Below are 13,771 nucleotides of genomic sequence, written 5' to 3' on the forward strand. Positions count from 1 at the left end.
AAAACGTTATATTACGTGTGTGTGTGTGTGTGTGTGTGTGCCTATTATCTCACCAATGAACATATTGATAAGACGAAAGTTGAATAAAAAAATAAGGTGTTTTTGTTCCATTATCCGTATAGGTATTTAACCCCGTTATATTTGGCAAAGGAAAACAAAAAAACCGGAAAATGCAACTTTTCCGGTTATGATAGTTTATATAAACAGCTTAATTCTGAGCGTCTTTCTTTTCTACCTCAATCAGTTCCACTTCGAAGATAAGGCTCGAGAAAGGCTTGATCATCCTTTGATCCATAGCATTGTAAGCAAGGTCGTAAGGAATATAAAGCGTCCATTTCGAACCCGCAGGCATCAACATCAACGCTTCATTCCATCCGCGAATCAATTGACCTACAGCAAATTCAGCAGGCTCGCCACGCTCTACGCTGCTGTCGAATACCGTTCCGTCCAACAACGTCCCGTGATAATGCACTTTCACTTTGTCGCCTACCGTAGGGATAGCGCCGTTTCCTTTTTTCTCTATTTTGTACTGCAAGCCGCTTGGGCGAGTAACGATACCTTTCTTCTTTTTGTTAGCAGCGAAGAACTTATTGCTCTCGGCAATTTTGTCTTTATATTGCGCTTTGAGAGCGTCTATTTCTTTTTGCTCTGCCTGCTGGCGTTGTCTTTCAGAGATTTGCTGAATCAACTCCTGTGGATTTTCGAGCAATGTCTGCTCACCTGTCAAAGCAGCAATAAAACCTTTGTAGAATAAATCCTGTTTCAACGATACCGAAGCATCCAATCCCATTTGCTCGGGAGAGAAACGGGTCAACATTGTTTTCACCTGTCCTGCGATGGCAATACCACTGTTATAGACTTGCTGTTCGCCATCTTCGCTGAATGCCTTCTTGAAACCCTCGAGGAAGATAGGCAGGTTTTTGCTGTTCACCGCATTTGCCGAATCCATTTTAGCTTCCATTTCCTTTTGCAATGTTGCTATTTCAGCCGCATCGGTCGTCGCACCCATACGATGTCTGTATTCCATACCGATACCCGTTGTGTCGACCATTATACCCATTTGCTCCAAATACTGAGGCAATCCCTGTACCATATTCACCCCGAAGGCGTACGATATCGTATCCGATACGGTCGTAAGCGGTTGAACAGAAGTACGCGGCTGCTTTTTTTGTGCCAAGATGCTTTGCGGAAGCAATATGCCCGCTGCAATCAGAATAAATAAAATGCTCTTTTTCATATCTGTAATTTATTATTAAGTTCAAAAAAAATATTGACTATCAGCCAATCAACCCAGAGGGTTTTTAACAAATAACCGGCGCAAATATACGACTTTATCGCCTATATGTCAACTATTACAGATAAAGTAATTCTAAAATCATGTGAAAACTAAAAAACTAATCATTACCTTTGCGCCGTGTTTTGTAATGGCTGCGATAACAGATATTTAAAGCAGGACAAAACACTTAATCGAAACTGTACATATATTTAATGAAGACATTTGAAGAATTAGGTGTTGCCCCACAAATACGACGGGCAATCGAAGAAATGGGTTACGAAAACCCAATGCCCGTACAAGAAGAAGTGATTCCCTATTTACTGGCCGAAACATCAGACGTAATTGCGCTCGCTCAGACAGGTACCGGCAAAACAGCCGCATTCGGATTGCCTGTACTACAAAAGATAGATACGAAAGAAAACGTTCCGCAGGCATTGATTCTGTGCCCTACGCGCGAACTTTGTTTACAGATCGCAGGCGATTTGGCTGACTATTCCAAATATATCGACAACTTGCGTGTATTACCCGTTTATGGGGGATCAAGCATCGAGAGCCAGATTAAAGCGCTGAAAAGAGGCGTACAAATCATTGTGGCTACTCCGGGACGCTTGATCGACCTTATCAACCGCAAGACGGTACACCTCGACAACATACGCTATGTGGTATTGGACGAGGCCGACGAAATGCTGAACATGGGATTCACCGACAGCATCGACGAAATCCTGAGTAAAGTTCCTGATACGCGCACCATGCTCCTTTTCTCGGCAACTATGCCGAAAGAGATTGCCAAAATCACGCGCAAATACATGGATAGCCCCAAAGAGATTACCATCGGCCGCAAGAATGAAGGTTCCAACAATGTGAAGCATGTCTATTACTTAGTGCATGCACGGGATAAATACCTCGCACTGAAACGTATTGCCGACTATTATCCGAATATATACGGGATCATCTTTTGTCGCACACGCCGCGAGACACAAGAGATTGCCGATAAGCTGATACAGGACGGATACAGCGCCGACTCGTTGCATGGCGATTTGTCGCAGCAGCAGCGCGATTATGTGATGCAGAAGTTCCGCATCAAAAATATCCAGTTGCTTGTAGCGACCGACGTAGCTGCCCGCGGATTGGATGTGGACAGCCTGACACACGTTATCAACTACGGCTTGCCGGACGATATAGAATCTTATACGCACCGAAGCGGACGTACGGGTCGTGCCGGTAAAACAGGTATCTCTATCGGTATCATCCACGTGAAGGAGAAAGGAAAAGTGCGTGAGATAGAGAAGATTATCAACAAGAAGTTCGAAATAGGCGAAATCCCTTCGGGAGACGATATCTGCGAAAAGCAGCTTTTCAACTTCGTAGACCGACTGGAAAAGGTGAAGGTGAACGAAGACGAAATCGGACGCTTGCTTCCGGCTGTCTACCGCAAGTTAGACTGGTTAGAGAAAGAAGATATTATCAAACGTGCCGTTTCGCTCGAATTCAACCGCCTCATCGATTACTATCGTGATGCTGCGGAAATAGAATCGCCATCGGAACGCTATTCGTCACGTGACGACAGCAGCTATCCTCGCCGCAAAGACCGCGACCGCCAAGGAGGAAATCCTCGTCAGGCCGAACGCGGATATGTGCGTTTATTCATCAACATCGGACGGACAGACAACACGAATCCGGCAACCCTGATGGGCTTAGTGAACGACTATGTACCCGGAAAAGTGGCGATAGGACGTATCGATATCATGCAGAACTTCTCTTTCTTTGAAGTACCCGAACGCGATGCGAACAAGGTAATCAAAGGCATGAGCAACCAGGATAACAATGGACGCCGCATCTCTATCGAGATTGCCCAAGGCGGTTCGGGTGGTGGCGGAAGCCGCAGCCGCGATTCGCGCCCGGGGAGCAGTTCGCGCGGTGGAAGTTATAACCGCGATTCACGCCCCGGAGGAGGTCCACGCAGTGGAGGCTACAAGGGCGAAGGCGGAGCTAAGAAAGGTCACCGCAAAGGCGGAAAACGTTCGTAAGCATATTAATCAAAGCTATATATAAAGCAGAAATCTTAATTGGTTTCTGCTTTTTTTGCACCTCCAAAAAACCCCGAATGTGTCGCTTTTTTTTTAACAAAAATCATAAAATTGTTTAACACATCAAAAAAAGATTCCTATTCGAAAAAAAATAGCGATATTTGAGGAAAATTTATTTTTTATCCCGGCAAAATTTCATTTCTTTGCCACATTTTAAGACAAAATAAGGATTGAAAAATACAGGATTAAACAGAACTATTCTTAGCGAAGTGATTGACTATTATATAGTTGATTCAAAAATTACGGTTTCACACACACACACACACACACGGAATATAATCATTTTTTCTTAAATAAGCAAATAATCGACGATTTTTTCAAAATAAAAAACTGGCAGTTGATGACTACCAGTCAGGGCATATTGGTTCATTTGTTAGTGTACCAATATTTTTGTTAATATTAATCGGTCTTTCCCGGCTGCGACAGTCGAGGGAGAGCCGCGCTCCTTTACACCCTCTTCCGCAGGGAGGAGGGAAAAGGGGATGCGCAAAGTTAGTTAACTTTATCTATTTCGCCGCCTTCGAAAAAATGAATGATATTTTTTGCCACTTCGCGCTCCATATCCATGCGTCCGGCATACGTCTGCGTCCCGGCATGGGGAGTGAGGACGACATTGTCGAAGTCGCGTAGTTCGGGCGAAATCTTCGGTTCGTTCTCATACACATCCAGGCCCGCGCCGAATATCTCCTTATTGCGCAAAGCCTGTATCAACGCTTTTTCGTCCACAAGGCTTCCACGCGCCGCATTGACAAGGATGGCGGTAGGCTTCATCTTTCTAAACTCCTCCTCACCCATCAAGTGATAGGTTTCGGCCGTAGCAGGCGCGTTCAGCGAAACGAAATCCGATTCCTTCAACAATGTATCGAAATCGACAAAGCGGGCGTTATAACGCTCCTCCGTCTCCTTATCCAGCGGCTTTCGGTTGCAATAGATAATCTTCATGCCCGAGGCCACAGCACGGCGGGCAACAGCCTGCCCAATCCGTCCCATACCGAAGATTCCCAACGTCTGCCCGTAAACGGGTAAGCCTAAATCGTCGAACAACCCCCACCCTATCCGTTCGCCGGCATGCAGCTTGTTGTTATAATAGCCTATTTTGCGGGCCGCAGCCGTCAAAAGAGCAAAGCACAGCTCAGCAGTAGGCTCGAGTACCGATCGTGGCGTATTCGTCACCGCAATACCCTTTTCGGCGGCATAATCGACATCGATATTATTATAGCCCACACCAAAGTTGGAAATCAGCTTCAATTGCTTACCGGCATCTATAATCTCAGCATCCGTCCTGAACGAGAAATTAGGCACAAGGACATCCACATCGGCCACCAAGGCTATTACTTCTTCTTTGCTGAAATGTTCTTTGTCCGGGTAGATAATATCAAACTTTCCTTCGAGTGCTTCGAAGCCTTCGCGTTTGAAATTATAGCCCATCAGTATTTTTTTCATATTTCTTCCCTCCATCCGAAAATTACAATATTCCTTTCTCGATAAGCATTTCACGCACTTTATGCCAATCCACATAGGGGCGTTCGCTTTCCTCATCGTCAACAATCAACGGACAGCCTAAGTTGGCATCGTCGATATAGAGATGTCCGTATGCTTTGGGCGAGGACGTCCAGAAGCGTTGGGTAGGGTTCTTCTGTACACCGTAGAGCGGAATGCCATTGTCGGCAAACCACTGAACGGCTTCGGTCAGCACTTTTTCTTCGATTACGACCTCTTGTCCGTCCACCTTTTTTTTCTTTTTACGGTCGCTGCGCATAGTGAAGAGTATCAGGCGATGCCCTTTCTCCGTCAGTTCCTGCAAAACGGGTATCGCGCCGATGTCTTTCCCTATCAGGGGGTATTCGTGCGCTACGCATGTCCCGTCAAAATCGATACATATATCCATAGCTTTCATCTATTAAATATTGATATTTATAATCCCTGTTTATAATTCAACAAAATATTCCTACCTTTGAAAAGAGGACGGAATAACAATATCGAAAAAATCTATTTCTTTTTATAGAACAAAATAGGATGTCGTTTTGTTATACTTATACGAAATCGAAATTATAAACAATCAAAATTATAAATATTATGAGTACAACCGCAGAAAAAAAATCAAAATCAGTAGCAACAAATGCTAAATTAGGAACTGTTATCGGTAAAATGTTTTCATTCAACAGTAGTTTGAAACTCTTTCACTGGCACGTGACAGGCAAGGCAAGTTATGCACAGCACATGGCACTCGACCAGGCATTGGAAGACCTATTGGATATCATCGACCGCATCACCGAAACAACTTACGCGTTGAACGGCGATATCAACATCGTTATCCCCGAAACAAAAACGCCTACCGATATTATCAAACATGCTTCGGATTTCTACGACTACATGGAATCGCAACGTCCATTGTTCTCCGAAGCTATGACTCAAGCAATCATCGACGACTACAACGAAGCAATCCAACAATTGCTTTACCGTCTGAAAAGATTACAATAATGAAGATTAAAGCTGTGAAGTAAGTATCAAAAGAGTGACCCTGCCGGGTTGCTCTTTTTTCATATTTTCGCATTACCTTTGCTATCAAATGCATAATCTGATGAGAAAATTTATCTATCTGTTCATTTCAATATTTATCTTTGCTTCCTGCAACAACGATTCTATGATGACCGAAGAAGAAAAAAAGCTGATTAACAGCGGCAACAAAAATACACCTATGCGGGTATTAACCATCGACAACGAAGCCGATGCGCTTTTCCTGCGCACCCCCTCGATAGACGTCGAGGCCGAAAATATCAAGGCCGACAAAGACCTGCAGCTATTCATCCAGCGCCTGAAAACAACGATGGCCGCAGAAGAAGGCGTAGGCATAGCTGCCCCTCAGGTAGGCATCGGACGCAATATCTTCCTGTTCTGCCGCACCGAAGAGCCGGATATGCCCGTACAGGTAGCCATCAACCCGGTAATCGTATCCACGCCCGACTCGGTTATCTGCTTCGAAGGAGACGGATGCCTATCCATCCCCGACGTATCCGACAATTCGTTCCGCTCGCCTTGGGTGATGGTAGCATATTACGACGAAAACGGCATCAAAAAAGAAGAAATGTTATCCGGATATTCGCGCCGGACAGGATTCACAGGAGTTGTCTTTCAGCACGAATACGACCATCTGCAAGGCGTATTGTTCATAGACAAATTGTGCGAATAAATACACCCGGATGACGGTAGAATCAAAAAATGCGTGATAAAAACACATTTTTATCCGCTTTTTTTGTTAATTACCACAAAAATATGTTTCTTTGCAGCATATAACATAGCCTCTACTTTTTTGAGGGATTAACATTGGACATGAAGATAGATTATTTTTAACACAAATATCTTTCGACAAATCCGAATAAAATTTATTACAAATAAAAAAATTTGCATACAACGTATGAAAACAAACTTTTCGGACCTACAAAATCGTTTCATTTTCACTATTTGCTTGTGTTAAACTCGGGATGTTTAAGCAGTGATTGCCCCGTGCATCCGGTCCGAAAAGTTTTTTTATGACTCTCCTGAATTGTTTTGACTGACAATAAATTCCAGATACAACGATATAAAAAAACTATCTCATAAAAGAAAATCCTTTATGAGATAGCATTATTGTGGAGGGGGCGTTAATCATCCTTCTTGCAACGGACGCTATAAAGAATGTGGCGAAAGGTTTTCCCTCGGCCTATCTGTGCACTGTCGATCTCGACATATCGATGGTGTGTATAATCATCACTTCCGCTAGCCGTCCAAAAGTACGCATATCTACCGAAAAACATGCAAGAAGTATTAACGGCATTACCCACAAGCATAACATTGAAACCCGGTTTCGCAGTGGTAGCGGAAATAATATTACTGGCGGCAATTCTGGCGCCTAAGTGTACTATTCTAGGCGCAAAACAAACGTCTTTCATGGCTTGCCCGTGGGTAGTACCACGCCATCCATCCTGCCCCACAGTGATAGTACCGTTAGCATCAGCTATGGTACTGTATTTGCTGCTATGGGCATTGATCTCCTGTTCCAGTTGTGTCCATTCATAATCGGAAGGCAGGTGCCAGCCATTCGGACAAATACCTTGCCTACGGCTGGTTTGAGGGTCGGTGGCAGGGGGCATCTCAGCTTCGTAAAATGTTTTTTTTCCATCTGGATAGCTCGCATCATTTGCCCCGCTATCAAATGTACTCCCTTTGCTGTTGGAGGCTGCTGCCCAATTATAAAGGAGACCAACACGCGGGTTGATGTCATAGATCATACTGCTGGTACCGCTACCACCGTCGGTGAAAGGGTATGCCCAGACCGGATTTTTGAAATCATTGAATATAGTAGGTGTGGCAGGTAAGTTGACCGAGATGTTGACATCCGCGCCGGTTCTTGCTCCTGTGGCATAGCTGGTAGCAGCCAGGTTATTGAGCATCCACCTTCCTGCTGTTGCTCCAAAGTCGCCCGAAAGGAAAATATTCCCGTTCTGATCTTTGTGTGCCTGCACGCCATTGGGCAAGGTGACCGGGGTGGCATCGCCGCCGAGCGTGCCACCATTGGCCAGGCCTTGTATAGCCGTTTGTTGTGCAGCGCTAAAGCCTGCACGTTTGGCCCATTGTAGCATTGTAATGGTAATGGAGCTCGCATTACAGTTAATGAAAGATACGGTAATGTCATTGAAGCGCTTAATGGCCGCTGTGTCTTTGAAAGTAACGGCAGAATTGTCATATCTTGTTCCGGTAAGAGCTATATGGTATTGGAAGGAAGTTTTCGGCGGAACTGTATTGTCTTTCAGATCCTGTCCGCGCTGTGTGCCGATAGCAGGGGTAGTAGTGGTGATAAGATTATCAGGGTCGCTTTTGGTGGTTGTCCACGCAGCATTGCCTTGTACGGAAAAACTATTCATAGCAGCGCCTGTATAGAAGATCTGGCTGTTGGTCTGCTGTCCGTTTACCATCAGCGCGTAATTAGTCTGGTTGAGTATGATATGGTCTTGTTGCCCGCAATCGGTTGCCAGATTGGTAAAGGTCAGTTTAGTTTCTTTGCTGTACCATGGCGATGTAGCGGTTACCTCGGTGGTGGTGTTCATTGCTTGTGGCAATATGCTCATCGTGTAAGGAGACGCGCCTACGATGCCTGTAGCTGCCGGCGAGGTTAGCGGAACGGCATTTAGCCCGCCGTTGGCAGCAGTTGCCCAGGTGGCGGATGTTCCTCCCTGCCAGGTCACTATCAGGTCTTGTGCGGTCAAAGCGCGCGCATCGTGTCCGCTGGGCAAGTCGAAGTAAGTTTTGCTGAGCGTGGGTACGAATGTGTTTGTTTTGTGAAGAGGTTGCCACTCTTCTCCATCCCATACATAGAGACCTCGCCCTTTGTGCGTACATTTGTTGTTGTGAAAAACCAGAAGGCCGATGTGCCGTTGATCTTGTGCCGTCTTTTTAGCCGATGTATTGTAATCGCTATTGGCAACACCACTGCCGGGGACCGTCTCGAACATCGGGAACAGCTTATTTATGTCGGTCAGTTCTACCCGTGGCATGGATAAGCCTTTGCTGGATTGGCCATTGGCATTCTGCTTCAGGTCGAGCAGCGCGCCGGCAACAGGCTTTTCCCCGCTCCCGATAGTTACTTGTGCCTGCAAAGCCGTTGCTGTAATAAGTAAGGCTATAAATGATATAATAATAGCCTGTGTCAAAGTTCTGTTCATAATAGAAAATAATTAGTTAATATGATAATGAAATAATGCCGGACAGCCCCATAGCGAAGAGGTGCTTTTCTATTAGCTCATCAACACATTGGCACATTAAGACATTAATTCTGTAAGCCATTGGCGGATAGCTATTAGCCTTGTCATCCCGAGTGGATACGAGGGATCTCTTTCCGATAACGGGGCGGGATGCCTCACACAAGGTTCGGCATGACAAAGTATTGTTGTTCACTGTTGATTGATAACTGCTGACTGAAAGACAGCCCCTCGCTCCCCCTCTTGTGGAGGGGGCTGGGGGGAGGTAGGTACGGCTGTCGCAGCCGGAAATACCCCTGACATTAACACAAGCATNTTTCCGATAACGGGGCGGGATGCCTCACACAAGGTTCGGCATGACAAAGTATTGTTGTTGACTGTTGACTGATAACTGTTGACTGAATAGTGCTGCTCGCTGTTGACTGAAAAATCCCGCTTCTCCTCACGGAGAAGACGGGACGAAATGGGGGTTCTTCCCCTGACATTAACACAAGCATATTTTTTAGTAGACGAGTTACAAGTTACAAGTGACGAGTAGGGGCAAAGCCACACGCCAGTTCGCAAGTTATCTCTTGTAACTCGTAACTGTGCGAAGCACGAAGTAACTGCCCGTAGGGCGAAGTAACTTTTTTTCCTAAAAATCTTCCTGAAACCTTGGATTAATCCGAAACATTTGCTATATCTCGTGTGTACATGTGTGCGAGAAACCCATATTCTTTGAATTATCTGGTTGATATAAATATGGTTAAATAAAAAAGCAAGCTGTTTATTATACATATTATCGGTTTTGTGTCACATCTGATTTGTATGCAAATAAGGATATATTTGATTTTTGATACAGCAAAAATATATAATAATAATCCTGAAAAAAGCCCCAAAACCCTCCGTTAACCCAGCTTGGCACTGAATGGAACAAATTTGGCACTGAATGGCTCATCCTATCCGAAGATCCAGCCCGTCTTCTATAATCTTTGCATAAAAAATAGCACTGCCTTACCGTTTTTGTTAACCAATAACAGATTGGTGATAACCGAAAAATTATATCTTTGTACAATTCAACGCTAAAAACAAATGGATATGAGTACAATAGATTGGGGTAATTTGTCATTCGGTTACATGAAAACCGATTACAACGTAAGAAGTTACTACAAAGACGGCCAATGGAGCACGCCGAAAGAAACCGATTCGGAAGAAATAACCATGCACATGGCGGCCACTTGCCTGCACTACGGACAGGAAGCATTCGAAGGACTGAAAGCATTCCGCGGCAAAGACGGGAAAATCCGCATCTTCCGCCTGCGCGAAAACGCCCTTCGCCTGCAATCGTCGAGCCGGGGCGTTATGATGGCCGAATTGCCTGTAGAAACATTCGAAGAAGCCGTAATCAAAGCCGTGAAACTCAACGAACGGTTCGTCCCTCCTTACGGGAGTGGAGCATCGCTCTATATCCGTCCCCTACTCATCGGGACAAGCGCACAAGTCGGCGTAAAACCCGCTGCAGAATATCTGTTCGTCGTATTTGTAACGCCCGTAGGCCCGTACTTCAAAGAAGGATTCAAACCGACACCGGTTGCCATCTACCGCGAATACGACCGCGCAGCGCCACTCGGTACGGGAACAATCAAAGTCGGCGGCAACTATGCTGCCAGCCTCGTTGCCGGAGACAAGGCACACAAAGCAGGCTATTCGGCAGTGCTCTACCTCGACGCCAAAGAAAAAAAATACCTCGACGAATGCGGCCCTGCCAATTTCTTCGGGATTAAGAATAATACCTATATCACCCCTCAATCGTCCTCTATCCTGCCATCCATCACCAACAAAAGCCTGATGCAACTGGCCGAAGATATGGGAATGAAAGTAGAACGCCGCCAGATACCCGAAGAAGAACTGGCTACGTTCGAAGAAGCAGGACAGGTAGGGACAGCGGCCGTTATAAGCCCTATTTTACGCGTCGACGATATCGCTGAAGGAAAGTCCTATGTTATCTCTAAAGATGGAAATGCAGGACCTCTAAGCACGAAATTATACAATAAATTGCGTGCCATTCAATGTGGCGACGAACCCGACACACATGGCTGGGTAACAATTGTAGAATAAACTTATATCCTCAACCAACAACAGATGCAGGGAACAGCTGAACAAATGGTGCTACGCACCGACAATCTGGTGAAAAAGTACAAATCGCGTACCGTAGTAAACCATGTTTCGATAGAGGTGCAACAAGGCGAGATTGTCGGTCTGCTCGGGCCTAACGGTGCGGGTAAGACAACAACTTTCTACATGACCGTAGGGCTTGTTGTACCCAACGAAGGGCGGATTTTCCTCAACGATATGGAAATCACCAAGTTCCCTGTATATAAGCGTGCACAGAACGGAATCGGCTATCTGGCGCAGGAAGCTTCCATCTTCCGCAAAATGACTGTCGAAGACAATATCCGTTCGGTATTGGAAATGACCAACACCAGCAAAGAATACCAGCAATACAAACTCGAAAGCCTGATAGACGAATTCGGGTTGCATAAGGTGCGCAAGAATCAGGGAGACCGCCTCTCGGGAGGTGAGCGCCGTCGTGCCGAAATAGCACGCTGTCTGGCTATCGACCCTAAATTCATCATGCTCGACGAACCCTTTGCCGGGGTAGACCCCATTGCCGTACAGGACATTCAGGAGATTGTTGCCAAATTGAAATACAAAAACATCGGTATCCTCATCACCGACCACAATGTGGACGAAACATTGAGTATCACCGACCGCGCTTACCTCCTTTTCGAAGGGAGAGTCCTATTCCAAGGATCAGCCGAGCAATTGGCAGAAAACGAAATTGTGCGCGAAAAATACCTGGGTAGAGACTTCGAATTGAAGCGCCGTAATTTCGATTATTTACGACAGGATAGCGAAGAAAGCGATTCGTCGGACGACATCATAGATACAACATCGGAATTGTTGTAAGTTAACATATCTACATTTAGGGTTGGCTATATACATGATATTCCGACACTTCCGAAAAAAGAGAAACATTAGAAAAACCTCCCCAAAAGAGGCACTGTAGTCACACTTGCCGGAGGGTTTACTTCCACAGGGGCTACTATGGCCTATAATACCGCTACTTACTATTAGACAAACAGCATGTTACGGCATACTCTTCCCGGGACGTACATGGATACGGCTCTTTGATAATTCGACCAGCCAAGGTATACCGGGCAATAATTCGGGGGCTTTTTACTTTCCCCTCCGGTTAGACAGGTGGGTTAAAAGGGTTAATCGAAATGCATTTGGGTTATTTTGCAGTTTTATTTTATGACTTTATAGTGCAAATATGTGACATTGCTGTTTTTTGACCAATTAGTGATACTCCCGATTGAAGATAATAACTTATTTTTGACCTTGCGAGTTGTGGGCATATCACAAACAGCAACCATGAAAAGTTATAAAAAGAAGTAACAACAAAAAACCATGAAAAAAATAGCTCTTGTCGTTATATCTTCTATCGTTGCATTTTCGTCTTGCAACAACAAAGAAGATCAGAAAGAAACAAACGTAAACCTCGAACGGGCACAGGTAACATTGGATTCCCTGTACAAATATTACGATACGAATGACGGAACAAACCTGCTCCGCGAAACATTTCCTTACGACGACCAATATACCGCCAGTTATCTGGCTTCGCAGGATCAGGAACGCCCGAACCCATATTCGTATCTTTGGCCGTATTCGGGAACATTCTCGGCTGTCAACGCCTTGTTCGAAGCCACAGACGACAAAAAATACCAGCAATTGCTCGATAGCAAAGTACTTGTCGGATTGGAAGAATATTTCGACGACAAGCGCAAGCCCGATGCCTATGCCTCGTATGTGAAGGATGCACCTCCATCCGATCGCTTCTACGACGACAATGTATGGCTCGGAATCGACTTCACCGATACGTACATGATGACCAAAGAGGAGAAATACCTCGACAAAGCCAAAATGATCTGGAAGTTTATCGAGAGCGGTATGGACGACGAACTGGGTGGCGGAATCTACTGGTGCGAGCAAAAGAAATTCTCCAAAAACACTTGTTCCAACGCTCCGGGAGCAGTATATGCCTTCAAGCTATTTGAAGCTACGCAAGACAGTGCTTACTTCAAACAAGGACTGTTCCTGTATGAATGGACAAAGAAAAACTTACAAGATACTTCCGACTATCTATACTACGACAACAAAGCACTGAACGGCAAGATAGGAAAAGCCAAATATGCCTACAACAGCGGGCAGATGATGCAGGCTGCCGCTCTGCTCTACAAACTGACGGGAAACAAAGAATTCCTCACCGAAGCGCAAAATCTGGCAAAGGCTTGCTATGGCTACTTCTTCGAAGACATTACGACTACCGAAGGAGAAACTATCAGAATACTGAAAGGCAGGGATATCTGGTTCACAGCCGTTATGCTGCGCGGATTCATCGAGTTGTACAACATCGACAAAAACAAAACATACATCGATGCCTTCAACCTGAGCATGGATTATGGTTGGGACAAAGGCATGCGTACCTCAAACGGGCTGTTCAATACCGAATGGAACGGAACAAAGCAGGACGACTCCAAATGGCTGCTCACACAGGCTGCCATGGTGGAGATGTTGGGTCGGTTAGCTACAGTCAAATAAAGAATAATATCTAAATAAAATAACAGGAC

9 protein-coding genes and 1 pseudogene are annotated in these 13,771 nt (G+C 45.3%); 6 read left to right on the top strand and 4 right to left on the bottom strand.

All coding sequences use genetic code 11. The annotated features are described in order from the left end of the window. Positions 1 to 208: 208 nt before the first annotated feature. Entirely contained in the window at positions 209 to 1,237 is a 1,029-nt protein-coding gene (locus tag D0T66_RS15905; protein WP_185154855.1) for an FKBP-type peptidyl-prolyl cis-trans isomerase, read from the bottom strand. Positions 1,238 to 1,488: 251 nt separating this feature from the next. Here D0T66_RS15905 and D0T66_RS15910 point away from each other — a divergent pair, with 251 nt between their 5' ends. Beyond that, complete coding sequence (locus D0T66_RS15910; protein WP_163358290.1) at positions 1,489 to 3,303, top strand: DEAD/DEAH box helicase; 1,815 nt, start codon at positions 1,489 to 1,491, stop codon at positions 3,301 to 3,303. A 552-nt stretch (positions 3,304 to 3,855) separates the two neighbouring features. Here the strand turns inward: D0T66_RS15910 and D0T66_RS15915 are convergent. Together D0T66_RS15915 and D0T66_RS15920 are read right to left on the bottom strand one after the other, a co-directional pair. After that, entirely contained in the window at positions 3,856 to 4,806 is a 951-nt protein-coding gene (locus D0T66_RS15915; RefSeq protein ID WP_163358291.1) for an NAD(P)-dependent oxidoreductase, read from the bottom strand. Positions 4,807 to 4,828: 22 nt separating this feature from the next. Beyond that, positions 4,829 to 5,251 carry an HAD family hydrolase gene (locus tag D0T66_RS15920; RefSeq protein WP_163358292.1) on the bottom strand — a complete coding sequence of 141 codons (423 nt, stop codon included), beginning with the start codon at positions 5,249 to 5,251 and terminating at the stop codon, positions 4,829 to 4,831. Positions 5,252 to 5,439: 188 nt separating this feature from the next. Between D0T66_RS15920 and D0T66_RS15925 the strand changes: the two genes are divergently transcribed. Both D0T66_RS15925 and D0T66_RS15930 read left to right on the top strand, forming a co-directional pair. Continuing rightward, a complete protein-coding gene (locus D0T66_RS15925) occupies positions 5,440 to 5,844 on the top strand; it encodes a DUF5856 family protein (protein WP_163358293.1) in 405 nt (134 codons plus the stop codon). A gap of 100 nt (positions 5,845 to 5,944) precedes the next feature. Next, positions 5,945 to 6,553 carry a peptide deformylase gene (locus tag D0T66_RS15930; protein ID WP_255489850.1) on the top strand — a complete coding sequence of 203 codons (609 nt, stop codon included), beginning with the start codon at positions 5,945 to 5,947 and terminating at the stop codon, positions 6,551 to 6,553. Positions 6,554 to 7,004: 451 nt separating this feature from the next. Here D0T66_RS15930 and D0T66_RS15935 read toward each other — a convergent pair whose 3' ends face one another. Further along, positions 7,005 to 9,062: an FISUMP domain-containing protein gene (locus D0T66_RS15935; RefSeq protein ID WP_163358294.1), complete on the bottom strand. Its 2,058-nt coding sequence runs from the start codon at positions 9,060 to 9,062 to the stop codon at positions 7,005 to 7,007. A gap of 1,113 nt (positions 9,063 to 10,175) precedes the next feature. Between D0T66_RS15935 and D0T66_RS15940 the strand changes: the two genes are divergently transcribed. The 3 genes and pseudogenes from D0T66_RS15940 (at position 10,176) to D0T66_RS15950 (ending at position 13,742) form a co-directional block, all read left to right on the top strand. Then, positions 10,176 to 11,195, top strand: coding sequence for a branched-chain amino acid aminotransferase (locus D0T66_RS15940; RefSeq protein WP_163358295.1), 1,020 nt, complete (start codon positions 10,176 to 10,178; stop codon positions 11,193 to 11,195). 24 nt (positions 11,196 to 11,219) lie between these two features. Continuing rightward, positions 11,220 to 11,969, top strand: a pseudogene (gene lptB, locus D0T66_RS15945) (LPS export ABC transporter ATP-binding protein); the annotation flags it as partial. Positions 11,970 to 12,551: 582 nt separating this feature from the next. Continuing rightward, complete coding sequence (locus tag D0T66_RS15950) at positions 12,552 to 13,742, top strand: glycoside hydrolase family 76 protein (RefSeq protein ID WP_163358297.1); 1,191 nt, start codon at positions 12,552 to 12,554, stop codon at positions 13,740 to 13,742. Positions 13,743 to 13,771 lie beyond the last annotated feature (29 nt).

It is taken from the genome of Dysgonomonas sp. 25 (assembly GCF_010501075.1).
Lineage (GTDB): Bacteria > Bacteroidota > Bacteroidia > Bacteroidales > Dysgonomonadaceae > Dysgonomonas.